21 protein-coding genes and 2 tRNA genes are annotated in these 23,243 nt (G+C 69.5%); 9 read left to right on the top strand and 14 right to left on the bottom strand.

Going from position 1 to position 23,243, the window contains the following annotated elements; genetic code table 11:
- Positions 1 to 537 precede the first annotated feature (537 nt).
- Positions 538 to 981 (bottom strand): GntR family transcriptional regulator, encoded by a 444-nt coding sequence (locus tag ACFU6I_RS15285; protein ID WP_384365912.1) that lies wholly within the window; start codon positions 979 to 981, stop codon positions 538 to 540.
- Between the two features lie 166 nt (positions 982 to 1,147).
- Here ACFU6I_RS15285 and ACFU6I_RS15290 point away from each other — a divergent pair, with 166 nt between their 5' ends.
- From ACFU6I_RS15290 to xerC, 6 genes are all read left to right on the top strand, one after another.
- Positions 1,148 to 1,522, top strand: a complete 375-nt coding sequence (locus tag ACFU6I_RS15290; RefSeq protein WP_384365915.1) for a hypothetical protein — start codon at positions 1,148 to 1,150, stop codon at positions 1,520 to 1,522.
- Between the two features lie 106 nt (positions 1,523 to 1,628).
- Positions 1,629 to 3,023, top strand: coding sequence for a cell division protein FtsK (locus ACFU6I_RS15295; RefSeq protein ID WP_384365918.1), 1,395 nt, complete (start codon positions 1,629 to 1,631; stop codon positions 3,021 to 3,023).
- Positions 3,024 to 3,064: 41 nt separating this feature from the next.
- On the top strand, positions 3,065 to 3,778 hold the full coding sequence (locus ACFU6I_RS15300) for a DUF2637 domain-containing protein (RefSeq protein WP_384365921.1): 714 nt from the start codon (positions 3,065 to 3,067) through the stop codon (positions 3,776 to 3,778).
- Positions 3,779 to 3,907: 129 nt separating this feature from the next.
- The gene (locus ACFU6I_RS15305) at positions 3,908 to 5,371 is read left to right on the top strand and encodes a replication initiator (RefSeq protein WP_384365924.1); all 1,464 of its coding nucleotides are present in this window, start codon (positions 3,908 to 3,910) and stop codon (positions 5,369 to 5,371) included.
- Positions 5,368 to 5,550, top strand: coding sequence for a helix-turn-helix domain-containing protein (locus tag ACFU6I_RS15310; protein WP_384365927.1), 183 nt, complete (start codon positions 5,368 to 5,370; stop codon positions 5,548 to 5,550). Before ACFU6I_RS15305 ends, ACFU6I_RS15310 begins: the two co-directional genes overlap by 4 nt.
- Positions 5,550 to 6,833, top strand: coding sequence for a tyrosine recombinase XerC (gene xerC, locus ACFU6I_RS15315; RefSeq protein ID WP_384365930.1), 1,284 nt, complete (start codon positions 5,550 to 5,552; stop codon positions 6,831 to 6,833). Before ACFU6I_RS15310 ends, xerC begins: the two co-directional genes overlap by 1 nt.
- A 91-nt stretch (positions 6,834 to 6,924) precedes the next feature.
- Here the strand turns inward: xerC and ACFU6I_RS15320 are convergent.
- Both ACFU6I_RS15320 and ACFU6I_RS15325 read right to left on the bottom strand, forming a co-directional pair.
- Positions 6,925 to 6,997: transfer RNA gene (locus ACFU6I_RS15320), tRNA-Arg, on the bottom strand.
- A gap of 205 nt (positions 6,998 to 7,202) precedes the next feature.
- A tRNA-Ser gene (locus ACFU6I_RS15325) sits at positions 7,203 to 7,293 on the bottom strand.
- 196 nt (positions 7,294 to 7,489) lie between these two features.
- Between ACFU6I_RS15325 and ACFU6I_RS15330 the strand changes: the two genes are divergently transcribed.
- Both ACFU6I_RS15330 and ACFU6I_RS15335 read left to right on the top strand, forming a co-directional pair.
- Positions 7,490 to 7,969 (top strand): SSI family serine proteinase inhibitor, encoded by a 480-nt coding sequence (locus ACFU6I_RS15330; RefSeq protein WP_384366107.1) that lies wholly within the window; start codon positions 7,490 to 7,492, stop codon positions 7,967 to 7,969.
- Between the two features lie 204 nt (positions 7,970 to 8,173).
- Positions 8,174 to 12,154: a PAS domain-containing protein gene (locus ACFU6I_RS15335; protein ID WP_384365933.1), complete on the top strand. Its 3,981-nt coding sequence runs from the start codon at positions 8,174 to 8,176 to the stop codon at positions 12,152 to 12,154.
- Between the two features lie 73 nt (positions 12,155 to 12,227).
- Here ACFU6I_RS15335 and ACFU6I_RS15340 read toward each other — a convergent pair whose 3' ends face one another.
- The 8 genes from ACFU6I_RS15340 to ACFU6I_RS15375 all read right to left on the bottom strand — a co-directional run bounded on the left by ACFU6I_RS15340 (position 12,228) and on the right by ACFU6I_RS15375 (position 20,348).
- Positions 12,228 to 13,877: a long-chain fatty acid--CoA ligase gene (locus ACFU6I_RS15340; protein WP_384365936.1), complete on the bottom strand. Its 1,650-nt coding sequence runs from the start codon at positions 13,875 to 13,877 to the stop codon at positions 12,228 to 12,230.
- A gap of 242 nt (positions 13,878 to 14,119) precedes the next feature.
- Positions 14,120 to 14,764, bottom strand: a complete 645-nt coding sequence (locus tag ACFU6I_RS15345) for a SigE family RNA polymerase sigma factor (RefSeq protein WP_384365939.1) — start codon at positions 14,762 to 14,764, stop codon at positions 14,120 to 14,122.
- 181 nt (positions 14,765 to 14,945) lie between these two features.
- Positions 14,946 to 16,112, bottom strand: coding sequence for a lipid-transfer protein (locus ACFU6I_RS15350; RefSeq protein WP_384365942.1), 1,167 nt, complete (start codon positions 16,110 to 16,112; stop codon positions 14,946 to 14,948).
- Positions 16,109 to 16,504, bottom strand: a complete 396-nt coding sequence (locus ACFU6I_RS15355; protein ID WP_384366110.1) for a MaoC family dehydratase — start codon at positions 16,502 to 16,504, stop codon at positions 16,109 to 16,111. Before ACFU6I_RS15355 ends, ACFU6I_RS15350 begins: the two co-directional genes overlap by 4 nt.
- On the bottom strand, positions 16,501 to 17,637 hold the full coding sequence (locus tag ACFU6I_RS15360; RefSeq protein WP_384365945.1) for an acyl-CoA dehydrogenase family protein: 1,137 nt from the start codon (positions 17,635 to 17,637) through the stop codon (positions 16,501 to 16,503). The genes ACFU6I_RS15355 and ACFU6I_RS15360 overlap by 4 nt, the downstream gene beginning before the upstream one ends.
- 1 nt (position 17,638) lies before the next feature.
- Positions 17,639 to 18,592 carry a bifunctional MaoC family dehydratase N-terminal/OB-fold nucleic acid binding domain-containing protein gene (locus ACFU6I_RS15365; protein ID WP_384365948.1) on the bottom strand — a complete coding sequence of 318 codons (954 nt, stop codon included), beginning with the start codon at positions 18,590 to 18,592 and terminating at the stop codon, positions 17,639 to 17,641.
- Positions 18,589 to 19,824 (bottom strand): acyl-CoA dehydrogenase family protein, encoded by a 1,236-nt coding sequence (locus tag ACFU6I_RS15370; RefSeq protein ID WP_384365952.1) that lies wholly within the window; start codon positions 19,822 to 19,824, stop codon positions 18,589 to 18,591. The genes ACFU6I_RS15365 and ACFU6I_RS15370 overlap by 4 nt, the downstream gene beginning before the upstream one ends.
- Before the next feature lie 212 nt (positions 19,825 to 20,036).
- Complete coding sequence (locus tag ACFU6I_RS15375; protein ID WP_384365955.1) at positions 20,037 to 20,348, bottom strand: hypothetical protein; 312 nt, start codon at positions 20,346 to 20,348, stop codon at positions 20,037 to 20,039.
- A 365-nt stretch (positions 20,349 to 20,713) separates the two neighbouring features.
- Between ACFU6I_RS15375 and ACFU6I_RS15380 the strand changes: the two genes are divergently transcribed.
- Positions 20,714 to 21,613: a bifunctional DNA primase/polymerase gene (locus ACFU6I_RS15380; protein ID WP_384365958.1), complete on the top strand. Its 900-nt coding sequence runs from the start codon at positions 20,714 to 20,716 to the stop codon at positions 21,611 to 21,613.
- A 203-nt stretch (positions 21,614 to 21,816) separates the two neighbouring features.
- Here the strand turns inward: ACFU6I_RS15380 and ACFU6I_RS15385 are convergent, their stop codons facing one another.
- The 3 genes from ACFU6I_RS15385 to ACFU6I_RS15395 all read right to left on the bottom strand — a co-directional run bounded on the left by ACFU6I_RS15385 (position 21,817) and on the right by ACFU6I_RS15395 (position 23,192).
- Entirely contained in the window at positions 21,817 to 22,083 is a 267-nt protein-coding gene (locus tag ACFU6I_RS15385; RefSeq protein WP_384365961.1) for a hypothetical protein, read from the bottom strand.
- A gap of 111 nt (positions 22,084 to 22,194) precedes the next feature.
- Entirely contained in the window at positions 22,195 to 22,638 is a 444-nt protein-coding gene (locus ACFU6I_RS15390) for a hypothetical protein (RefSeq protein WP_384365964.1), read from the bottom strand.
- Between the two features lie 182 nt (positions 22,639 to 22,820).
- Positions 22,821 to 23,192, bottom strand: a complete 372-nt coding sequence (locus ACFU6I_RS15395; RefSeq protein ID WP_384365967.1) for a winged helix-turn-helix transcriptional regulator — start codon at positions 23,190 to 23,192, stop codon at positions 22,821 to 22,823.
- Positions 23,193 to 23,243 lie beyond the last annotated feature (51 nt).

The raw sequence follows: 23,243 nt of genomic DNA on the forward strand, positions 1-23,243 counted from the left end.
GCCGTAGGCGGGCCGCCTTGATCAAGTAAAGAAACTTTGGACAGCTCGGCTCTCTGGGCCGCCTCTCGCCGACCGCTTCACGGCACTTCGTCACGCTTGGGGCGTTCTGTGTTCCGGATCGCCAGAACTTATCCACAGGCGTTCCGGGTTTTCCTGAACTCGTCGAGGTCGGCATGTCACACGGACGTCCTTGGCCACACCTCTATGAGTGCGCTCCGGCATTGGGCTGGTCCGCGTTTCGAGGGGGTGTCCGCTGTGGCGTGTTGGCTGAGCGAAGAGAGGCGAGGGCGCGTCAGACAGGACGCGTGAGCAAGTCGCATCACCACGGTGCGGGAGGGCGTGAAGCCCTTGACCGTCCTGCGGGACAGGGCGACGCACGAGCTAGTGACTCGTGCTGGTGTGAACAGGTAGATCAGCGCAATGGAGGGCGGGGCCTGGTGGACGAGACAGGGATAGCGGCACTGGACGCTGAGGTGACGCGTCTCGCCGTGGAGGTGGCCGAGGTGGCATCGCTGTTGGAGCAAGTACGAGAAGAGGCTAGGAGCCTTCTTCTTCACCTTCGCCCTTCAGTTGCTGCATCAGCTCCAACATCCCCATCAGCGTCTCGCGCATCTCGCTGATCTGGTCACGCAGGTCAGCAACCTCGGCGGAGAGGGAGGAGACGCGAGACCGCAAGCCGTCGACATCGCCCTGGGTGTCGGACGGTTCTGCGTTCTCGGTCGCGCCCGCGGACTCGGCGCCGGCGGCTGGACGCCGGATGAAACTGCCTCGGCCCTGGACGCTGTAGATCAGGTCTTCGTTCTTCAGCAGCCGGAACGCGTTCTGGATGGTCGCGCTGGCCAACCCGAACTTCTCCTGGAGCTCCCGGGAGGACGGGACCTTGTCCCCAGGACTCAGCTCGCCACTCTGAATCTGGCGGCGGAGGTACTCGGCCACCTGCACATAGGGCGGTCGCGAGTCGTCTTCGAGGGGCAGCGTCATGGCCTCAGAATACGGCGGCTACGCCTGCCTCAGCTATGGAACGTACGGGTAGCAGAGAACATCCAACACGCAGGTGTTGCAGTACACCTAGCTGTCGTGGTTACCTCTTGGTGCGGCCGAAACCCCGGACCGCGAAACACACCGAAGGGCTCTACCTGTCATGCCTATGACCTTCATTCGCGTCGGCCTGCTCGACTCCACGAACTTCATGGTCGGCACTCCGCCGGTACCGAAGTGGAAGGACCAGGAGAACGGCGTGCGCGCCGTAGACCGAGAGACCGGCGAGCCGATGTTCGTGGTGACGCTCTTCCTGATGGAGGACGACCGCGCCGAGGCAATGAAGATCACCGTTCCGGCGGGAGGTCTGCCGAACGGTCTTCACCCCGGCCGCTTCGTGAAGCCGGTGGAGCTGTTCGCGATTCCGTGGGCCCGGATCTTCAACGACTCCCTTCAGGAGGGTGTCGCCTTCCGCTGCGCATCCCTGGAGCTGGTCGCTGGCCCGACGGTCCCGCAGGACGCTGCCGAGTCCGCGGCGGCGTAAGTCCTGCACCCGCGACATCCCAGGGTGGCGGCCCCCTGCCTTTCGTCACCGTGCGGGCAGTGCGCCGCCGCCCTGGCGGCCGACTCCTAGACAGAAGGACGCAGTAATGAACGGAACCAACGAAGCCTTCGGCTGGGTCAGCGGCGCTGTCTGGCTGGGGCTCCTAATGATCGCCCTGTGGGCGGTGGTGTGGGTGGTCCGCTACCTGCGAGCGACGCCCATGGAACGCCGCAGCATCCGTCTGGCTGTACGCATCCGGTGGGGCTGGAAGCGGCTGGCGCCGTTGGTCGGACTGTCCGTCACCGACAAGATGCCAACCGCCGTGGCCTCCCTCACCAGCGGTGACAAGGTCATGAAGCCCCGCGTCCTGGTCCCGACCCTCAAGGTCGTCCCGGATGAGTTCGGGGTCATCGTGCGGGCGAGCTGCCTGCCGCAAGTGGGCCTGAAGGAATTCCAGAAAGCAGCCCCGTATCTGGCCGACGCATGGCGCATGACCCGGGTCTCGGTCCTGCCGGACAATCCGGGTCAGGTCCTCATCCGTGGGGTCCGAGTCGACCCGCTCACAACCTCGACCACGCACACCCCTACGGGGCAACCGCCACAGAAAGTGGCCCTGTGGGATCTGGGGCTGGACGAGTTCGGCATGCTCGTCAGCGTGCCGTTGTCGGAAGTTCCCGGCGTCACGATGGCGGGACTGCCCGGCTTCGGAAAGACGTCTGCGGTGAACCGTCTGATCTGCGACTGGGCCCCCTCACCGACCGTTCAGTTCAACGTGTTCGACGGCAAGGTGTCGCACGCCTACGAGGGCGACTACGCCGATCTCGTGGAGAGGCTGTTCGCCTTCGTCGGTGACGACCTGGAGGCGGCGAACAAGGAGCTGAAGCGTCTGGTCGAGCTTCGCCGTGCCCGCTCGGCATCTCAGAAGCAGATCCGGGGCGTCAAGAACTTCTGGCACGCCGGCCCTACGGAGGACTGGCCGCTGATCGTGACCATCATCGACGAAGCACACACCTACTTCCGCGACTACAAGGGCTCTGACCAGCAGACGAAGCGGCTGGCCGCACTGGCTGCCGAAAATGCCCGCCTGGTGGAAGACCTCACCAAGAAGGGGCGGGCGCTTGGCTTCCTGACCCTGATCATCACGCAGAAGACGACCGGCGACGCGATCCCCACCTTCATCCGCGACGTGTGCCCGGTCGGCCTGTCCTTCGCCCAGAAGACTGCCGACGCCGCCGTTGCCGCGCTCGGGGACGACATCCGTCAGTGGCCCGAAGCCAACCCGGTCACACTCCAGGACGCTGCCTATGTGGGGGTGGCGGTCATGAACGCCCACGGTCGCCCCGGCTTCGTCCGCATTCGCACTCCGTTCGTGGCCGACGAGCACGCCGCCCGCATAGCTGCCGAGACAGCACACCTCACCCGTGACCCCGGACAGCTCCTCGAACGCCTCACCGGTCAGGGCCTCGTGGACCTGGCCAAGGCTCTGCCAGAAGCAGCCTGAGCTGCCTTGTTCCCTGCGACCTCGAAAGGAGGTGAAACCTCATGTCGGAAGACCGGATCACGCAACGCACGGTGACCGTGGTCATGGCTGTCATCGCCCTGCTGGCCTTCGTGTTCTCCTTCGGCAACGTCTGGAGCCTCGCCCTGCGCCTCGGCATTCCCGGCTCCGTCGCCCCGCTCATCGCCCCGATGGTGGACCTGTCGGTGGTCGGCCTTCTAGTCGCCCTGCGGTACCTGTCCCTGCGTGGAGTCCCGGCGAGTGAACTCACGGCGGCCACTCGCCTCATGCACGTCTCCGGCTTCTTCACCCTCGCCCTGAACGTGGCCGAACCCATCATCGCCGGGCACTACGGCCGCGCCTGCGTGGACGCCGTAGCTCCCCTGCTCCTCCTCGGCTGGGGCTCGGTCGGCCCTGCCCTCCTGCGCCACTTCCACGCGGTCGCCATTCTCGCCGCCGCGCCGACCGAATCCCCCGCACTGCTGATCGATACAGCACAGGTCCCGGACCAACCGGTACTGTCCGCGCCCGCCGAAGCTGTCCAACCTGCGGCCCCCGCGGTGGCTCCCGCCCCGCTGCCCGCCACTGACCCGGCCCCGGCCGCTCCGGTGCCCCCGGGCCTCCTGGAAGCCGCGCGCGAGATCGCGGCCGACCACACCGCCACTCACGGCCAGCCCATCACCGCCACGCAACTCAAGGCCCGGCTCGGCGTCGGCCTCCCCCTGGCCAAGGCTGCTCACGCCGCTCTGACGGCCTGACTTCCCGGCACTTCTACTCCGCTTCCCGCCCCTGCCCTACCGGGCCCAGTTCGTCATGCCTCCGGGCAGCAAACCCTCTCCGTTGCTGCCCGGAGGCCTCAGCCCCGCCAGAAGGGATATCTGCACCCCATGGCCCGCGAAATCGGCCTGCACCACGTGATCAGCCCCGCCGTCCGAGACCTTCTCGCCCTCGCGAACGGCAACGGCTTAGACCGTGTCACCGAACAGGTCCGCAACCTGCGCGGCTGCACCAACCCCGTGAACCTGCACGGCTGGACGGCCACCACCGACCCGACCACCAAGCAAGTGGTCCGCTCGTACCGCTCCGAGGACGAACCCACCGGACGCCTGCTGACCACCTGCGGCAACCGCCGCTCCTCCCGCTGCCCTGCCTGCTCTCGGGTGTACGCCGCCGACACCTACCACCTCATCAAGGCCGGACTGTCCGGCGGCAAGAGCGTCGCCGAAACCGTCCGCGACCACCCCCGCGCCTTCGTCACCCTCACCGCCCCGTCCTTCGGTCCCGTGCACAACCGCCCTACGACCAACGCGGGCGAGCCCCGCCCCTGCGCGTGCGGCGTAAGCCACCCACAGGACGCTCCCGAACTCGGTACGCCACTTCGCCCAGCAAGCTACGACTACACCGGCGCTGTCCTGTGGAACGCCCACGCCGGGGCTCTCTGGGCCCGCTTCACCACCTACCTGCGACGCGCCCTCGCCAAGCACCTCGGCATGACACAGAAAGCACTGAACGCTGCTCTCCGGGTCTCCTTCGCCAAAGTCGCCGAGTACCAGCAACGCGGCCTGGTCCACTTCCACGCGGTCGTCCGCTTCGACGGTCCCGACGGCCACACCACCTCGCCCCCAGCCTGGGCCACCTTCGACGCCCTTCAGGAAGCCGTCGGCCTGGCGGTAGAGCGTTCCAGTCTCCTCGTCGAATCGGACGCGGTCGGCGAACGTGTCATCAAGTGGGGTGACCGCTTCAAGGTGGACCAGATCTCCGCCCTGGGCGACGGCGAACTCACCGATGCCAAGGTCGCCGGATACGTCGCGAAGTACGCCACAAAGAACGCCGAGGGCGCGGGCACCGTTGACCGCACCCTGATGTGTCGCCCCTGCGCGGGACGCGGCTACGTACGCGGCCCTGACGGCTTTCGGGACCTCTGCGCCGACTGCGACGGCACCGGCCAGGCCGAGCCCCTCACCAGCCTCCCTGTACAGCAGCACGCCCGGCAGATGATCCGCACGGCTTGGGCGCTGGGACACCTCCCGGAGTTCTCCGACCTCAAGCTCTGGAAGTGGGCCCACATGCTCGGCTTCCGCGGCCACTTCTCCAGCAAATCCCGGGCTTACTCCACCACCCTCGGCGCACTCCGTGACGTACGCCGCGCCTGGCGCCTGGCCCAAGCAGAAGTCGCCCGCGCCCGCGCCGGCCTCCCGGTCAGCGACGAGAACACCACCCTCGTCACGGCCTCCTCGTGGACCTACCTCAGCAGTGGCTACCGGCCCGGTGAAGAACTCCTCGCCGCCCAGGTCCGCCACGACAGAGCCCGCATCGAACGCCTCAAGCAAGAAGGGTTGCTGCCCGCATGACGACGGCCGTGCTCACCGTGGACCAGGTCGCCGAGCGGCTCGGCATCAGCCGCTGGAAGGTCCACGACCTGATCCGCTCCCGCGAACTCACCTCCTTCAAGATCGGCCGCTGCCGTCGTATCAGCGAGGCCGCCGTGGCCGCGTACGTATCCCTCCGCACCGAACAGGAAGCTGCCTGATGGCCAAGCCGAAGAGGAACGCCAACAACGAGGGCACCATCTACCAGCGCAAAGACGGGCGCTGGGAGGGCAGCGCGTACGTACTCACGACTGACGGCACGTACAAGCGGCGCAGCGTCTACGGCAAGACCTGGGACGACGCACACGAGAAGCTGACCAGACTCAAGGCCGACTCACTCAACGGTCTGCCGGTGGCCACCAGCAAAATGACGGTCTCCGAGTACTTGGGGTACTGGCTGTTGAACGTCGCCAGGGGCAAGGTCCGGCGGACGACCTACGTCAACTACGAGTCCCTCGTCCGCAACTACGTCACCCCAGAGTTCGGCAGGAAGAAGCTGGTCCGGCTCACTGCCCGCGACATACGGGCATTCCTCATGAAGACGGCCGCCACCTGTCAGTGCTGTGCCCAGGGCAAGGACAAGAAGCGGCCCGAGCACAAGCGGCGCTGCTGCGCCCTCGGCAAGTGCTGCACGAAGCTCCCGTCCGATCGGACCGTGCGCTTCCTTCTCGTGATCCTGCGTGCCGCTCTCCAGCACGCCGTACGCGAGGACGAGCTGCCGCGCAACGTGGCCCGGAACGTGGAGTTGAGCATGGGCACGAAGCGCGAGATCGAACCCCTCACGGTCAGGGAGGGGCGGCTGCTCCTGGCGGCGGCGCGGGAGAACCGGCTGTGGGCCGCTTACGAGCTGGCGGTTCGGATCGGCCTGCGCCGCGGTGAGCTGCTCGGGCTGCGCTGGTCGGACGTGGACCTCCACGAAGGTGTCCTCACGGTCCGGCAGGCTCTTCAGCGAGTCGGCGGCGAGCTGCTGATCGTCGCGCCGAAGACACAGCGCTCGGCCCGTCGCGTGGCCCTGCCGGCAGAGTGCGTGACGGCTCTCCGCGCTCAGCGCGCCCAGCAGATCGCCGACAGGAAGGCCGCGGGCGACACCTGGAAGGACACCGGCCATGGCCTGGTCTTCACCACCAGGAACGGAACGCCCATCGAGCCGCGCAATCTGAACCGTTCCTTCGAGGCTCTGTGCGTCCGGGCCAGCGTTCGGAAGGTCCGTTTCCACGACCTGCGCCACACCTGCGCGTCGCTCCTTCATGAGCAGGGAGCCGACGCCCGCATGATCATGGAAGTCCTCGGCCACAGCTCGATCCGCGTGACTATGGACATCTACACGTTCGTCCGGCTCGACTCGCAGCGCTCGGCGTTCGATCGTGTTGGGGATGCCCTGAGGGGTGACGGCAGTGACTCGGACGACAACGGCAGCGCGGGCGGTAGCCCTGTAGCCATCTGACCCGCCCCGGCATGCGGTTGCCGTCAACCACTGCCGTCAAGACATAAGCCAGAGGCCCCGTGGATTGCTCCGCGGGGCCTCTGGTCTGCTGTGCACTCGGCAGGATTCGAACCTGCAACCTTCTGATCCGTAGTCAGATGCTCTATCCGTTAAGCTACGAGTGCTTGGCGTTCCGGGCTTTTCTGCCTGGTCGGCGTTACGGGAACAACATTACATGACCTGCGCCGTCACGCGAAATCCATTACCCAAACCGCCTCTGACCTGCGAAAACTCCATGTCGGGTCCTGTCTGCACGCGCCTTCGCGAACGCGGGCCGCACCCGGATACGACTGAAGCCCCGGCCAGTGGCACGGGGCTTCAGTGATCAAGCGGAGGCGGAGGGATTTGAACCCTCGATGGGCTTTAAGACCCAAACCGCATTAGCAGTGCGGCGCCATAGACCGGACTAGGCGACGCCTCCAGCACACCCCGCGCGAACGCGAGTGGTGCGTGCAGATGATGACACAGCTGAGCACTGCCTCACCAATCGCCGCCTACGGTACTAGGCCGTCGGCCGCCAGGGCAAAGCCTTCGGGTTGCGCAACGCCGGAGCATGCGGAGCGTTAGTGATGACGGGGTACCGCCTCTCCGTCTTCCGCACGCCCACAGGAGCCCGCATGCTGCGCCGCCTCGCCCTCACCGCTGTCACGTCCTTCGCCGTGCTGTCCGCCGCCGCACCGGCCGCGACCGCTGCCACCGGCCACCTTCCGCTGCCCCTCCCGCTGCCGGTACCGGCGCTCCAGGGCGACGACGACGCCCGGAAGACCGAGCTGACGGTCACGGTCTCGAATTCCGGGGACCGCGCCGCCGACGGTGTGTACGAACTGAAGTGCTCCCCCGCCGGCGGCAGCCACCCGGTGGCGCAGCACGCGTGCGACCGGCTCACGAAGCTGGGGGAGCCCGCGGGTGACGGCAAGGACCCCTTCCGTCCGGTGCCCACCGGCGCCATGTGCACCCAGCAGTTCGGCGGATCGGCCACGGCCCGGGTCACCGGAACCTGGCACGGGCAGCGTGTCGACGCCGCCTTCGACCGGACCGACGGATGCGAGATCGCACGCTGGAACAACCTGCGGCCGGTGCTCCCGAATGTCCGGTGACCCGACGCGGACGGGGCCGTCACGGGACACGCCAGGGGCAAGGTTCGTACACGGTATGCACAGAACCTTGGTGAGAGCTCCCCCCATCCGCCGCCGGATGCCCCTCCCCTGCCTTTAGACTCCTCCAGTGACAGCCTGCGGCCCGAGGGGCAAGCTTGGGGCCCGCTGTCGGCAAGGTGCGGTAACCAGGGAGGAAGCGTCGTCGTGAGCAGCAGGCCATCCCGAGGCGCTGCTCGCCTCGCAGCCATACTCGACGCCCTCCCCGACGGGCTCCTGCTCGTCAACTGCAACGGCACGGTCGTCAACGCCAACACCATCGCCCTCGAAATGTTCGAGACGCCGGGCACCGCGCTCGTCGGTCGCGGACTCCTCGATCTGCTTCCGGAGTTCGACTCCAAGTTGATCCCGGGGTCGATGCGCAGGCCCGAGGCAGCGGACGCGCGGGGCCGGACGAAGCCGACGCGGATGATCGCGCGGCGGACCGACGGCAACGAGTACCCGGTCGAGGTCACCAGCGCCAGCCTGGAGGACGGGCAGGCCGCGTACAACGACTTCCAGTCCACCTACAACGGCAGCTACACGGGCGACGAGCTGCTGATGCTCGTCGTACGGGATCTGTCGGGCACCGTCGACACCGAGGCCGAGCTGGCCCGTTCGCAGCGGCAGACCGAGATGATCCTGCGTGCCGCGGCCGAGGGGGTCGTCGGCACGGACACCGACGGCCGGGTCGTCCTGGTCAACCCCGCCGCCGCGCAGATCCTCGGCTTCCGTGCCAGCGACCTGGGCGGCCAGGAGCTGCATCCGCTGATCCTGCACTCGCGTGCGGCGGGCGAGCCGTTCCCGTACGAGGAGTCGCCGCTCGCCGACACGCTCAAGTCCGGTCGCAAGCACCGGGTGCGCGGGCAGGTGCTGTGGTCCAAGAGCGGCGCGCAGGTGCCCGTCGATCTGACGACCGCGCCCGTCCGGGACGGGGACCAGCTGGTCGGTGCGGTGATGACGTTCACCGACCGTCGGCCGTACGAGGAACTCACCAACGAGCACACGGCGCGGCTGACCGAACTGACCGAGGGCCACACCGCCGAGGTCACCCGGCTGACCGAGCAGCACACCGCCGAGGTCACCGGGCTGACCGAACGGCATGCCGCCGAGGTGGCCGACCGGACCGAGCGGTCCGCGGCCGAGTCGGAGGAGCTGACCGAGCGGCTCGCACAACTGACCGCCCGGCACGCACAGCTGACCGCCGTCCTCGGCGAGTCGCTGCGCGGGCCACTGGAGGAGCTGCGCGGCGAGCTCTCGACGCTCGCCTCCGACCCGGCGGGCCAGCTGTGGCCCGAGGCCAACCAGATCCTGCACCACCTGGCCGCCGGCTACGCCCGGATGACGACGCTCGTCGACAACGTGCTCGGCTACCAGCGTCTCGACAGCGGGGCGGAGGCGCTGGTCAAACAGAAGGTGCTGCTCGACTCGGTCGTGACGGCCGGGATCGACGCCGCTGTGGAACTGATCGGTCCGGGGCGCGCGCAGTTCGCGGTGCACGCGCCGCCGATCGAGGCCGAGGTGGACGCGGGACGACTGGTGACGGCGCTCGCCCACCTGGTCGCGGACGTCGCCGGGATCGACTCGACCGGCAAGGCGAGGGTGGTGCCGGGCGTCGGCTACGTCGACTCGACGGTGGTCGTGGCGGCGGCGCAGCGCGGTGAGGTCGTACGGATCGAGGTGCGCGGACCGTTTGCCGGGGGCGACCCGGTGCACGAGCCGATCGTGCGCGGGATCGTACGGGCGCACGGTGGCGTGCTGCAGACGCACGAGATGCCGGGGATGAGCGGCAGCGCGTACGTCCTCGAAGTGCCGCTGGGTGCGGGTGAGGGGACCGTACTGCCGCCTCAGACGCCTCCCGTCCCGGCTGCGTCCGAGGAGACCGGACAGCCGCAGGGGACGTCGGGCGGCGGACGGCGCAGGGCGCGCCGCGCATCGACGGACGCCTTCCTGGAGAGCCCGGTGGGCGGCGGGACGGCCGCTGCGGGGGCCGAGTCCGGTGACACCGCTGCGGCGGAGCCGACGGGGCGGCGCAGGGCGCGTCGTGAAGCGGCGGCGCAGGACGAGCGCGGCGGACAGCAGCCTCAGCAGCCGTCCGCCCAGCAGTCGCCTCACGAACTCATCCCGGCCCAGCAGGGCGAGGGATCCGGTCGCAGGCGGGGACGGCCCAGCCCGGCCGAGACGGGCGCGGGTCAGCCCGCGGAGCAGCCGGGGCAGGCGTTGGCGCTGCCCGCGGCCGCGGAGCCGTCCGAGGGGGCGGTGGTGACGGCGGCCGAGGGCGCTCAGGGCATGGGCGGCCGTCCGCAGCGCGGGCAGACCGTGCCGCCGCAGGGCGTACCCGCCGAGGCGCCCGTACCGGTGCCCGCGGGCGGTGGACGGGCACGCCAGGGCAGCGAGAACCAGCTGGCCCTCCCGGCCCTCGCGTCTGCCCCGGGGCCGGACCGGACTCAGCATCAGGCGCAGCAGCAGCCGACCGGGCGACGGGCCCGCCGGGCGCTGGCCGCCGCGCAGGACCGAGCCGCCGCAGCCGAACCGGTGGGGCCGCGTACCGCGTTCGCCCTCCCGCCCGCCGATGCCGACCGGATCCCGCCCACGGCCGGTGAGGCGGACGCCTCGCTGCCCGGACGCCACGACGCCGTGGGAACGCCGCAGGACAACCACCACACGCCGCCGCAGGAACACCCCGCACCGACCGGGCGCCGCCGTGCCCGTCACGCCCCGGAGACGCCCCAGCAGCAGCCCGGACAGCCGGAACCCGCGCAGGAGCCCCTGCAGCCCGGCAGCCGGCCGGAGAACGACACCTCGGGACAGGGCCTGGCCGCGCTGAACACCCCCGGGGACCTGTCCCGGCCCGTAACGGGGTCCACCGCGGGCACCACGGCCAGCACCGCTCCCGCCGGCCCGGCGGAAAGCCGTCCGGACGCCATCGCGCCCGAGCCCGCTCCCATGGCCGAGCCCGCGGCGGACCCGCGGCGACAGCCGCTGCCCGCCGAGGCACCGATGCCCGCGCCGACAGCGGGGTCCGCCGCCGCGCCCGTCTCCACCGACTCGACGCAGGGGCGCGCGTTCAGCGTGCGGACCCTCGGGCAGGGCGTGCCGTTCGCCCAGCACCTCGCACACCAGCAGAACCACACGCTCGGCGGTGCCGGGCGTCGGCGCAAGCTCGCCGCGCCGCCCGAGGACGAGCGCGCCCCGGAGCCCACCCCGCCGCAGCCGGCCACCGCACCGGCCACCGCCCCCCAGCCCGGCAACGCGCCCACCACCAGTGCCTCCGGGCAGTTGCTCTCAGCCCCGGCCGCCGAGGGGCGCGCGTACGCCATAGGGGCACCCGACGAGGGCGCCGAGGGGCCGGAGCCGCTGGACGGCCCGGGCGGCGCGGTCGAGGTCGCCAACCGTCCCTCACCGCAGCCGGTCGACGACGAGCTTCCCCCGGAACCGCTGGACAACCCGCGCCGGCTGCTCGTCTGGCCCGCGCCCGACGTCTCCACCCAGCAGGCGCTGAGCGACCGCGGCTACCGGCCGGTGATCGTGCACTCCCGCGAGGAGGTGGACGCCCAGATCGCGGCGTTCCCCGCCGCCCTCTTCGTGGACCCGCTGACCGGGCCGATCACGCGTACGGCGCTGCAGTCGCTGCGCCAGGCGGCCGTGGCGGCCGAGGTTCCGGTGCTGGTGACGGCCGGTCTGGGACAGGCATCGCGGGAAGCCGCGTACGGCGCCGACCCCGCGGTGCTCCTCAAGGCGCTCGCGCCCCGCGACAGCGAGCAGCACCCGCCACGGGTGCTGCTGATCGAGGAGCACGAGGAAATCGCGGTGGCGCTGACGGCGACGCTGGAACGCCGCGGCATGCAGGTCTCGTGCGCCGCGACCGACAGCGAAGCGGTCTCCCTCGCCACCCGGATGCGGCCGAATCTGGTGGTGATGGACCTGATGCAGGTACGCCGCCGCCGAGCCGGGATCGTCGACTGGCTGCGCGCGAACGGCCAGCTCAACCGGACCCCGCTGGTCGTCTACACCTCGGCCGACATCAACCGGACGGAGCTGCCGAGGCTCAGCTCCGGCGAGACCGTGCTCTTCCTGGCGGAACGCTCGACGAGCGAAGAGGTCCAGTCCCGCATCGTCGACCTGCTGGCGAAGATCGGCACGAACTGAGGCAGTCGTCGTCACGACGACGGACAGGGGCGGTACGGGACTTCCCGTACCGCCCTCGCCGTCACCGCACCGATCAGAGCTGCGTGACGTCCAGCTCGCCCGCCGCGTACTGCCTGCGGATCACCTTCTTGTCGAACTTGCCGACGCTGGTCTTCGGCACCGCCGGAATGATCGACCAGCGCTCCGGCAGCTGCCACTTGGCTATGCCGGACTCGGCGAGGAACGCCTTAAGCGCCTCGTATTCCGCGATCGCGCCGTCCTTGAGCACGACGGTCGCCAGCGGACGCTCGCCCCACTTCTCGTCCGGGACCGCGACGACGGCGGCCTCGGCCACATCCGGGTGCGCCATCAGGGCATTCTCCAGCTCGACGCTGGAGATCCACTCGCCGCCGGACTTGATGACGTCCTTGGCGCGGTCGGTGAGGGTGAGGAAGCCGTCCTCGCTGATGACGCCGACGTCACCGGTCTTCAGCCAGCCGTCCTCGCTGAACTTGTCCTCGGGGCGCAGCGCCTCGCCGTCCGCGCCGCCGTAGTACGCACCGGCGATCCAGGGACCGCGGACCTCCAGCTCACCGGCCGACGCACCGTCCCAGGGCAGATGCTCGCCGCCGGGGCCGACCAGTCGCGCCTCGACTCCGGCCGGGAATCGTCCCTGGGTGATGCGGTACGGCCACTCCTGTTCCACGGTCAGCCCTGCGGGCGGGTTGGCCATCGTGCCGAGCGGCGACGTCTCGGTCATGCCCCAGGCGTGGCAGAGACGGACGCCCAGCTTGTCGTACGCCTCCATGAGGGAGGGCGGACAGGCGGCGCCGCCGATGGTGACGCGGGCCATCGAGGTCAGATCGCGCGGGTTGGCGGTGACCTCGGCGAGCAGACCCTGCCAGATGGTCGGAACGGCGGCGGCGTGACTCGGCTTCTCGCGCTCGATCATGTCCGCGAGCGGGGCGGGCTGCAGGAACCGGTCCGGCATCAGCATGTTGACGCCGGACATGAACGTCGCGTGCGGCAGGCCCCACGCGTTGACGTGGAACTGGGGGACGACCACCAGCGTGGTGTCCTTGTCCGTCAGCCCCATCGACTCCGACATGTTGACCTGCATGGAGTGAAGGTAGACGGAGCGGTGGGAGTAGACGACGCCCTTGGGGTCGCCGGTGGTGCCGGAGGTGTAGCACATGGCTGCGGCCTGGCGTTCGTCCAGCTCCGGCCAGTCGTAGCTGGTCGGGCGGCCGGTGATCAGCTCCTCGTAGTCGTGCACCCGCGGCGCGGCACCGTCGAGCACGGAACGGTCACCGGGCCCGGCGACGACCACATGCTCGATCGACGGCAGGTGCGGGAGGAGCGGCGCGAGGAGCGGCAGCAGCGAGCCGTTGACGATGACGACCTTGTCGTCGGCGTGCTTGACGATCCAGATCAGCTGCTCGGCGGGGAGCCGCAGGTTGAGCGTGTGGAGCACGGCACCCATGGAGGGGATCGCCAGGTACGCCTCGACATGCTCGGCGTTGTTCCACATGAGGGTCGCGACCCTCTGGTCGCCGACGACACCGAGCTCGTCGCGCAGGGCGTGGGCGAGCTGCGTGGCACGGCGTCCCACCTCGGCGAAGCTTCGCCGCTGCGGCTCGGGCTCGCCGGTCCAGGTCGTGACCTGCGACTTCCCGTGGATCGTCATCCCGTGCGTCAGGATGCGGGTGACAGTCAGCGGTACGTCCTGCATGGTGCTCAGCACGGCGTCCTCCCGGTGGGCGCTACGCGGCAGTAAGGTTCCGCTGATTCTGCGCACATACCAAGCGGTATGTCACTACTCCCGGGCAAACGAATCGGTGCCTGTCGACTTCCTCTGCACGCATCGGCGGAGCGCCCGGGGCACGAAAACCCGGCATTGAGGTCCGGAATCCGCCGGTGACCTCGATGTCTTCCATGCACTCGTCAACTTGGACGGCCTGGTCGCAGGCGGGCGGGCTCGCGGGGTCAGCGTACGGAGGTCAGCTCCGGGTCTTCGCGCAGCTTGCCGAGCGCCCGTGACACCGCGCTCTTGACCGTGCCGATGGACACCCCGAGCACCTCGGCCGTCTGCGCCTCGCTGAGATCCTCGTAGTAGCGCAGGACGACCATCGCCCGCTGCCGGTCCGGGAGCTTCAGCACGGCTCGCCACATCGCATCGCGCAACGACTGCTGCTCGGCAGGATCGGGCGCCGGAGCTGCCTCCTGCTCGGGCAGCTCGTCGCAGGCGAATTCGTCCACCTTCCGCTTGCGCCACTGCGAGGTGCGGGTGTTCACCAGGGCCCGGCGGACATAGCCGTCGAGCGCCCGGTGATCCTCGATCCGTTCCCACGCGACGTACGTCTTGGTGAGCGCGGTCTGCAGCAGATCCTCGGCATCGCTCGGATTCGCGGTCAGCGAGCGCGCGGTACGCAGCAGCACGGGCCCCCGCGCCCGTACGAACGACGAGAACGACGGGTAGGGAGCGTAGGGCGCCCGCCCCACATACGAACCGTGCGATCCCGGTGAACCGTGCGACGCATGCTGTGTGTGCGACGCCGGCGAGGTGAGCGGCGCGTGTCCGGTGGCGGCAGTGGCTCCCCTGGAGGCGCCCGTGCAGACTGGCGTGGTCATAGGTCCACGCTAGGAGCGGGTGCTACCCGGGGGATCGGCCACAGGTCCCGAAGCCACGTCCGCCTCAGGTTGTAGGGGTGGGGCCGGCCCCACCTCCTGGAGGAGTAGAGCCCGTCACCGGGACTCAGGGTCGCCACCTGAGACAGCAACCTGAGACAACGGGCCCGCTCCTGCCCCACGGTCAGTCGCCGGTGCCCAGAATCAGTCCGGAGGTAGGCACCCCCGTGCCCGCTGTGACCAGGGTTCTGGCCGCCCCGGATATCTGGTTCACCGATGTGCCCCGGATCTGCCGGACCGCCTCCGCGATGCCGTTCATCCCGTGCAGATACGCCTCCCCCAGCTGACCTCCATGCGTGTTCAGGGGCAGCGCGTCGTCCGCCACGAAGTCGGCGGCCTCGCCCGGCCCGCAGAAGCCGAACTCCTCCAGTTGCATCAGCACGAAGGGGGTGAAGTGGTCGTAGAGAATGCCCACGTCGATGTCGGAAGGGGCGAGTCCGGAGGTACGCCAGAGCTGCCTGGCGACAACGTCCATCTCCGGCAGCCCGGTCAGCCCGTCACGGTAGAAGCTGGTCATCTGCTCCTGCGCCCGCCCTGCGCCCTGTGCGGCGGCAACGATCACCGCAGGCGGCTGCGGAAGGTCCCTGGCCCGCTCGGCGCTGGTCACGACGATCGCCTGTCCGCCGTCGGTCTCCTGGCAGCAGTCGAGCAGCCGCAGCGGTTCGACGATCCAGCGCGACGCGGCGTGGTCGGCGAGGGTGATCGGCTTCTCGTAGAAGTACGCCGCCGGGTTGCGCGCCGCATGGCGCCGGTCGGTGACCGCCACATGGCCGAAGGCCTCCGGGGTCAGGTTGTAGGTGTGCAGATAACGCTGGGCGGCCATGGCCACCCAGGAGGCGGGAGTGAGGAGCCCGAAGGGGAGGTTCCAGCCGAGCGCCGTTCCCTCGGCGGTGGGTTCCCGGTGCTGCACCCCGGATCCGAAGCGCCGCCCCGAACGTTCGTTGAAGGCGCGGTAGCAGACCACGACATCGGCAACCCCGCTCGCCACGGCGAGCGCCGCCTGCTGCACGGTCGCGCAGGCCGCACCGCCGCCGTAGTGGATGCGGGAGAAGAACGACAGCTCTCCGATGCCGGCCGCCTGGGCGACCGTGATCTCGGGGCTGGTGTCCATGGTGAAGGTGACCAGACCGTCGACATCGGCAGGTGTCAACCCGGCGTCGTCGAGGGCGGTTCGCACCGCCTCGACGGCCAGTTTGAGTTCACTGCGCCCGGAATCCTTCGAGAACTCGGTCGCCCCGATCCCGACGACTGCCGCCCGGCCGCCGAGCGAGTCGGCCCTGCGCACGCTCATGCCGATCCCTCCGGGACGCTGACGGTCACCGTGCCGGTGACATGCCTGCCGAGACCGTTGGCGCCGACGACCCTCACCTCGGCCGTCCCTGTTTCGCCGATGGCCGTGATGGTGCCGCTCAACACCATGGTGTCTCCTGGGTAGTTGGGAGCCCCCAGCCTGATGGCGACCTTGCGGAGCACCGCAGACGGCCCGAAGTGGTCGGTGACGTACCGCCCCACCAGGCCATTGGTCGTCAGGATGTTCATGAAGATGTCCGGGGAACCCTTCCGCTGCGCGAGCTCCACGTCATGGTGCACGTCCTGGTAGTCGCGGGAGGCTACGGCGCCCGCGACGATCAGGGTGCGGGTCACCGCGATCTCCAGCGGTGCCAGCTCCTCACCGACCTTCACCACGATCCCTCCTTCACCAACAACTCACCCAGTTCCCCGAGCACTTCACTGCCACATCCCAGATAGGAGTCGAGGTGACGCCCCCAGAGGAAGTGACGGTGGACCGGGTGGTCGAGATCGGCGCCCGTACCGCCGTGCAGATGCTGTCCGGCGTGTACGACTCTCCTGCCGGCCTCCGAGGCCCACCAGGCCGCAGTCAGCGCCTGGGCGCCGTAGGCCAGACCCTGGTCGTGGCGCCATGCCGCCTCGTACGCCGTGACCCGTATCGCCTCGGTGTCCATATGGGCGTCGGCTGCGCGCAGCAGCACCCCCTGGTTGGTGGAGAGCGGGCGCCCGAACTGCTCCCGGGTGGTGGTGTGGGCGACCGCTCGGGCCAGCGACCCGGCGCACACCCCGGCCTGCAATCCCGCGAACGCCGTCCGGCTCGCGGCCAGCACCGCCCCGTACATCCCTGCTCCCGCTGCCTCTCCCCTCTCCGCTTCCGCTTCCGGTTCCCGACCCGTTCCCGCTTCTGCTTCCGGGTCCGGGCTCGGCTCGGGGCTCAGCTCCGGCCCCGGCCCGCCGAGCCGCTCGCCGGGAGCCCCGTCCAGGACGAGCCGCGCCGCCGACCACGGCGCCGTCGTCTCAACCGGCAGGACCGCCACGCCCGGATCGGCGGTCCGCACGACCCACAGCACCCGGTCCGCATCCGCCACGAGCACCAGGGTCGCGTCCCGCAGCCAGGGCACATAGGGCACGACGCCGCTCAGCCGCCCTTCCCCGTCGGTCCGTAGACCGGAGCGTGCCGGAAACGCCCCGGTGGCCACGGCCGTGCCGTCCCGCAGGGGTGGCAGCAGTCGCTCCCGCTGTTCGCCCGTACCGTGGTCGGCGACGGCGAGCAGCCCGTACACACAGCTCGCCGCGAACGGCACCTGCGCGGTCGTCCTGCCCTGTTCCTCCAACAGCAGCACCAGACCCAGCAGCCCGATCTCCTCGACGGCGGCCGTGAGCCCGGCTGTGCACAGCTCCTTCCACAGCTCGGCATCCGTCCCCGACCCTGCGGCGGCCAGTCGCTCGTGCGTGGCCAGGTCACCGAAGATCTGCGCAGCGAGCCCCTGTGCCGCGCCCTGCTCCTCCGTGGGCGTGAAGTCCATGTCAGCCCTCGCTCCCACGGAAGACCGGCAGCTCCAACTCGGGGTCCGTACGAAGGAATTCCAGCTTCACCGACATCCCCGTCCGCACCTTGTCGCAGGGCACACCGACCACGTTGCTGACCATCCGCACGCCCTCCACCAGCTCGATCAGCGCCACCGCGTACGGCCCGGCTACGTCGGAGGCGCTGAAGGCGGGGAAGGGCGGGTGATGCATCACGACGTGACTGAAGACCGTGCCCTCACCGCTCGCCTCGACCGTGTCCCACTCCTGGCAGCCGCACGCATTGCATCCCGGGAGCCAGGGAAAACGCAGGGTCTCGCACTCCCGGCACCGCTGGATGAGAAGTCTGTGCTCGGCGACGCCCTGCCAGAAACCGGCGTTGTCCCGGTTGATCACCGGTCTCGGCCGCAGACTCCGGCCGCCCTGCCTCAGCCCTCGCCCTCCACCCCGCTGCCCCTCTTCACCCCCTGCGGGCGCGTACTTCAGGATCCGGAAGCGATGCGTACCGGCCGGTTCACCGGCCGCTCGGACGTCCATCCGCGTCGTGATGAAATAGCCCGTCCCCAGCTTGGTCGTCTTCCGCGCCGACACCGACTCGATCACCGCATCGAAAGTGATCCGGTCCCCGGGCCGCAGCGGACGCAGGTACTCCTGCTCACAGTCGGTCGCGACCACCGAGGTGTATCCGGCACCGTCGAGCAGGCCGAACAGCTCGTCGTACGCCCCGGACCGGTCGGTGTGCCCCGACAGACCGCCCATCGTCCACGCCTGCAGCATCGTCGGCGGCGCAATCGCCCCCGGCCCCACGTACGCGGGATTCCCGTCCCCCATCGCCTCGCACCAATGCCTGATCATCGGCTCGTTGACCAGGTCCTTGCCGACACCGGCCGTGGCGGACGCGCGCCCTTCGTACGCCCTGAGCCTCCCGTACAGCTGGTCCGCTGTGTCCGTCACCGCTTCCCCCTCCTCATGCCGAGCCGCATCGTCGCGACGATCTCCCGCTGCACCTCGCTCACCCCGCCCCCGAAGGTGTTGATCTGCGCCGCCCTGTTCATCCGCTCCAGCTCCCCGTCCCCGAAGGAGCCGGGCGATCCGCCCCTGACCATCCCGGCCTCGCCCGTGATTTCCTGGCACATTCGATACACCTCGACGGCCGATTCGGTTCCCACGAATTTCACGCCGCTCGCGTCCCCGGGGGCCACCGAGCCCGCCCCGACGTCCCCCACCAGACGCCAGTTGAGCAGGCGGGTTGCCGCCAGTCGGGCATACGCCTCGGCCAGCCGGGACCGCACCCACGGCTCGTCAACCGGACGCCGCCCCGTCACCGGATCGGGGGTCCGGGCGAAGGCAAGCGCCGCCTCGTAGAAATCCTCGGCCTGCATCCCGATCGCCGCGAGCGCCACCCGCTCGTGGTTCAGCTGGTTGGTGATCAGGCCCCAGCCACCGTTCTCCTCACCGACCAGGTTCGTGGCGGGGACCCGAATCCCGTCGTAATAGGTGGCCGTCGTGGTCAGTCCGCCCACGGTCTCGATCGGGGTCCAGGCAAAGCCCGGCGCGTCCGTCGGAACCAGGACGATCGAGATGCCCCTGTGCTTGGGCGCGTCCGGATCCGTACGGCAGGCGAGCCAGATCCAGTCCGCGTTCTGCGCATTGCTGGTGAAGATCTTCTGCCCGTCGATCACCCAGTGGTCGCCGTCCCGCACCGCCCTCGTCCGCAGCGCGGCGAGGTCCGTGCCCGCCTCGGGCTCGCTGTAGCCGATCGCGAAAACGAGGTCCCCGCTCAGGATCCGCGGGAGGAAATACTCCTTCTGCGCCTCGGTCCCGTACCTCATCAGCGTCGGGCCGACGGTGTTGAGCGTGACCATGGACACGGGTGCGCCCGCCCGGTACGCCTCGTCGAAGAAGACGAACTGCTCGTCGGGTCCTCGGCCCTGCCCTCCGTACTCGACGGGCCAGCCGAGCCCGAGCATCCCGTCGGCACCGATGCGCCGCAACAGCCGGCGCTGTTCGACCGGGTCCTCGGGCGCCGCCGGGAGCCTGGACTCCCCGTCCGCCCCAGGAGTTCCGTCCGCCCCTGGGGCCCCGTCGGCCCGAGCGGTCGGATCCGCCCCGGAGATCACATCGCGGAAATACGTGCGGAGTTCGGCGCGCAGCTGCTGCTGACGTTCCGTCGGGGCGAGGTGCACGGCGGCGGCCTCCCGGACACGGGGGTACGGATCAGGGTTTCTGACTGTCCGTCAGATACCTGATCGCTGTCAAGGCAGGCGGCGACCGAACACTCCCGCCCCACCCTCCGGAACGCGTACGGCCTGCGCAAGTAAACCGAAGTGTCCTTGCACAGGCCGCTGTTCACCCCGTCGCACACCGGCCCCCCGACCGGCCCGCGGTGGCCCCCGGCTCACCAGAGTTTGGTGAAGTTCACCGTAACGCTCCTGGTGGACTGATCGATCACGGTGAAGGCCGACCCGTTCACCTGCGCCGAGTTGCTCCGGTTCGACGCCCCGGAGCCGGTGGCCTGCTGCTGCGACGTGGACGAATTGCCGAAGTTGTCCCCACCGACTCCGCTGCCGCTGATCGTCGCAACACCCGCGTTCGACCCATCGGTCGCGAACGAGCCGTTGTCGGCCTGGGCCACGCCGCCGAAGAGAGCGGCGGCGAGAGGCAGTGCGGCAACAGCGGCGAGGGCACGAGCGGTACGGATGCTTGCCATGTCAATTCCTCCAGGAACCGGAAGTGCAGCTTGTTCCAAGGCGGTTGGCCGACAGCCTCGGTTTTGGTCACGACGTCGCGAGACCAAAGTTGCCCACCGAGTACCCGACGAACCACTCATGATCCGCTATTCCCCCGCAAGCATGAGGAAGCCGCGATAAACCTCCCGCACACCCTCAAAGCCCCGGTTCACACCCCCACACCTGGACCGCACCACGCGATCCCGCGCACCCCCGGAGGCAAAGCGTTCCGGCACACTTTCCGCCGATCCGCCCCATCGACCCCCAGCACTCCAAGCCCACCCATCGACACGCCGCCCCACCCCATCCCTCTTCCCTTTCTCGAACACCTGTACGAAAATGAAGTATGGCCATCACCGACCGGCAGACCGCCACCCTGGCCCTCGCCCACGCACTCTCCGCCGCCGAGCACGGGCTCCCCGTCATCCCGCTGTCCGCCACCAAGCTCCCCGCCCTGCGCTCCCCCCACCGCGGCGACGACCGGTCGGTCGGCTGCCGGGGAGCCTGCGGCCTTCCCGGACACGGGGTCCACGACGCCACCACAAACCCCGCCGCCGTACGAGCCCTGTTCGCCGCCGCTCCGTGGGCCACCGGATACGGCATCGCCTGCGGCCGGGCCCCGCACCACCTCATCGGCATCGATCTCGACATCGACGCCTCTGGCCGCAACGACTCCGCGGCGGCCCTCCAGCAGCTGGCCCTGCACCATCTGTTCACCATCCCGCCGACCGTCACGGTCATCACACCGAGCGGCGGACGGCACATCTGGCTCACCGGTCCGCCCGGGGTGCCCGTACCGAACTCCGCCAGCCGCCTCGCCCCCGGCATCGACATCCGCGGCGCCGGCGGCTACCTGGTCGGCCCCGGCTCGGTCACCACCGGCGGCACCTACCGACTCGCCCCTGGCGCCGCCGATCTCTCCCCGGCCTCCTGCCCCCGCGCACTCCTGCGGCTGCTCACACCCCCGGCGCGCCCTCACCACCCCTCACCACGCCCCCACCACGGCCGGGGCCTGGTCCAGTTCGTCCTCGCGGCACACGAAGGACAGCGCAACACCCGCCTCTTCTGGGCGGCTTGCCGTGCGTACGAACACGGCTTCGGCGACGCCCTCGCGGATGCCCTCACCAGGGCCGCCATCCATACCGGCCTCACCGAGCACGAAGCCCGCGCCACCATCGCCTCGGCCGCTCGCCTCACCTCCGGCCGCCCCGCCGGCCCGGACGGCAGCCCCGACCGGTCGCCCTGACCGGGCGTGCCGGGCAGGCACACGGAAGGCGCGCCCGCTCGGACGGAGATCGCACAGCAACTCGGTGACGCGCCCGGGGAACAGGACCTTCACCACCGGGTGCCTTGCGTACGGGACGGGCCGGAGAGCCACAGGGCGGGGCCGTCGCTCTCGCGGCAGCGCAGTCGTCCTCCGACCACGTTGGCCGGTCGGGCGCCGATTCCTCACTCCTGGGTCAGGATGCAGAGCGAACGGCTGTCGCCCGGGTCACCGACGTACGTCCAGCGCCTCAGCTTTCTGCCGTCGCGCAGGGCTCGGTAAGCAGAGCTCACGTCATCGGCTTCGAACGGGACCGTGACACTGCTCTGCCCCTTCCAGCCCTCGTCGGCCCACGTGCCTGATCCCGACCCGGGTTCGTTCTTCGGCCCGTGGGCATCGATGTCGTCATCGCCGCAGACGTCGGCAGAGGTGAACGTGCCGTCCGGCTTCAACTTTCGAGAGGGTGCTGGGAGAAACCCTGTCGCACGCGGCTGACCTGGCCGTTCCCCGCCCTCCGGCATGTCACCGGCTCCGACGGTCCACACCTGGTCCACCGGGTCGGCTCAGTCGCCGGAGTAGCCCCAGAAGTAGATCTCCCGTGGCTCCCCCTGCTCGTCATGGAGCACGGCGCACCGCCCGTACCAACGCCAGTGGTCGAACTCCTCGAACCGCGGAACGTCGGCACGGGTGGGCTTCCGCGTGCCCAGGACACGCAGCGCCTCCTCCTCGGTCACCTGCTTCATCGTGCAGTAGTCCGGCTCCTCGTCCGGTCCGATGATCCGGAAGATGTCGAGGATCGAATGAGTTCCGGTTTCCTGGACGATCTCGTCGGCCCAGAGCTCCTCGACGGTCGCCGGCCATGGCAGACGTTGCTCGGCGGGTCGCCAGTCGGCGCCCGAGACCCAGTAGTAGTTCCGCTCCTCGAAGACCTTCCGCCGCAGCCCCTCGAACGCCCCGACGAGATCTTCCTGATACGGCACGGAGTAGTCCCATCCCGACGCGCCCATATGTCGTCCCCTCCCCACACAGCCCTGCCAGAACGGCCGGACGCTAACAGCGGCCACTGACACCACCGCCCGCATCGGGGCTTCGGACGGCTCACCCCTTCGGCTTCGGCTGCTTGGGCCGTTGGCAGCGGGACGCCTTGCCATGCCTCGCCCTTCCGCAGCCGGCCGGGACGGAGGAAGACTCAGCGGCCTGCTTCTTCCCTCGTGTCGAAGGCTTCACGGGCGCGTGCGACAGCGGGCATGTTCTCCGAGGCCCACATCAGCAACACGTCGATGGGAGGCCGCAGGGTCTTGCCGAGTGGCGTGATCCGATACCTGACCGCCACCGGGCGGGTGGAGACGACCTCGCGCTCGATCACGCCGTTTCGCTCGAGTCGCCGAAGTGTCGCGGTCAGCGACTTCTGCGTGACCTGCGGGATGGCTCGGCGCAACTCGTTGAATCGGCACGGGCGCTCGCACAGTTCGTTGAGAACGCTGAGCGACCACTTGTCGAGGACCTGGTCGAGCAGTTCGCGATGCGGAGGTCCGATGAGGAATTCGTCCTCGGTATCCATGGAGAAACCTGGTCTCGTTGAAGTGTCCTTCTTCCACTAAGTAGCTTACGG

It is taken from the genome of Streptomyces sp. NPDC057486, assembly GCF_042802415.1.
GTDB classification, from domain to species: Bacteria; Actinomycetota; Actinomycetes; order Streptomycetales; family Streptomycetaceae; genus Streptomyces; species Streptomyces yanii.

What these genes read in the sequence shown, in the direction of transcription:
- ACFU6I_RS15285 (WP_384365912.1), bottom strand. Translation starts at nt 981, where the DNA reads ATGACGCTGCCCCTCGAAGACGACTCGCGACCGCCCTATGTGCAGGTG.
- ACFU6I_RS15290 (WP_384365915.1), top strand. Translation starts at nt 1,148, where the DNA reads ATGACCTTCATTCGCGTCGGCCTGCTCGACTCCACGAACTTCATGGTC.
- ACFU6I_RS15295 (WP_384365918.1), top strand. Translation starts at nt 1,629, where the DNA reads ATGAACGGAACCAACGAAGCCTTCGGCTGGGTCAGCGGCGCTGTCTGG.
- ACFU6I_RS15300 (WP_384365921.1), top strand. Translation starts at nt 3,065, where the DNA reads ATGTCGGAAGACCGGATCACGCAACGCACGGTGACCGTGGTCATGGCT.
- ACFU6I_RS15305 (WP_384365924.1), top strand. Translation starts at nt 3,908, where the DNA reads ATGGCCCGCGAAATCGGCCTGCACCACGTGATCAGCCCCGCCGTCCGA.
- ACFU6I_RS15310 (WP_384365927.1), top strand. Translation starts at nt 5,368, where the DNA reads ATGACGACGGCCGTGCTCACCGTGGACCAGGTCGCCGAGCGGCTCGGC.
- xerC (WP_384365930.1), top strand. Translation starts at nt 5,550, where the DNA reads ATGGCCAAGCCGAAGAGGAACGCCAACAACGAGGGCACCATCTACCAG.
- ACFU6I_RS15330 (WP_384366107.1), top strand. Translation starts at nt 7,490, where the DNA reads ATGCTGCGCCGCCTCGCCCTCACCGCTGTCACGTCCTTCGCCGTGCTG.
- ACFU6I_RS15345 (WP_384365939.1), bottom strand. Translation starts at nt 14,764, where the DNA reads ATGACCACGCCAGTCTGCACGGGCGCCTCCAGGGGAGCCACTGCCGCC.
- ACFU6I_RS15350 (WP_384365942.1), bottom strand. Translation starts at nt 16,112, where the DNA reads ATGAGCGTGCGCAGGGCCGACTCGCTCGGCGGCCGGGCGGCAGTCGTC.
- ACFU6I_RS15360 (WP_384365945.1), bottom strand. Translation starts at nt 17,637, where the DNA reads ATGGACTTCACGCCCACGGAGGAGCAGGGCGCGGCACAGGGGCTCGCT.
- ACFU6I_RS15375 (WP_384365955.1), bottom strand. Translation starts at nt 20,348, where the DNA reads ATGGCAAGCATCCGTACCGCTCGTGCCCTCGCCGCTGTTGCCGCACTG.
- ACFU6I_RS15380 (WP_384365958.1), top strand. Translation starts at nt 20,714, where the DNA reads ATGGCCATCACCGACCGGCAGACCGCCACCCTGGCCCTCGCCCACGCA.
- ACFU6I_RS15390 (WP_384365964.1), bottom strand. Translation starts at nt 22,638, where the DNA reads ATGGGCGCGTCGGGATGGGACTACTCCGTGCCGTATCAGGAAGATCTC.
- ACFU6I_RS15395 (WP_384365967.1), bottom strand. Translation starts at nt 23,192, where the DNA reads ATGGATACCGAGGACGAATTCCTCATCGGACCTCCGCATCGCGAACTG.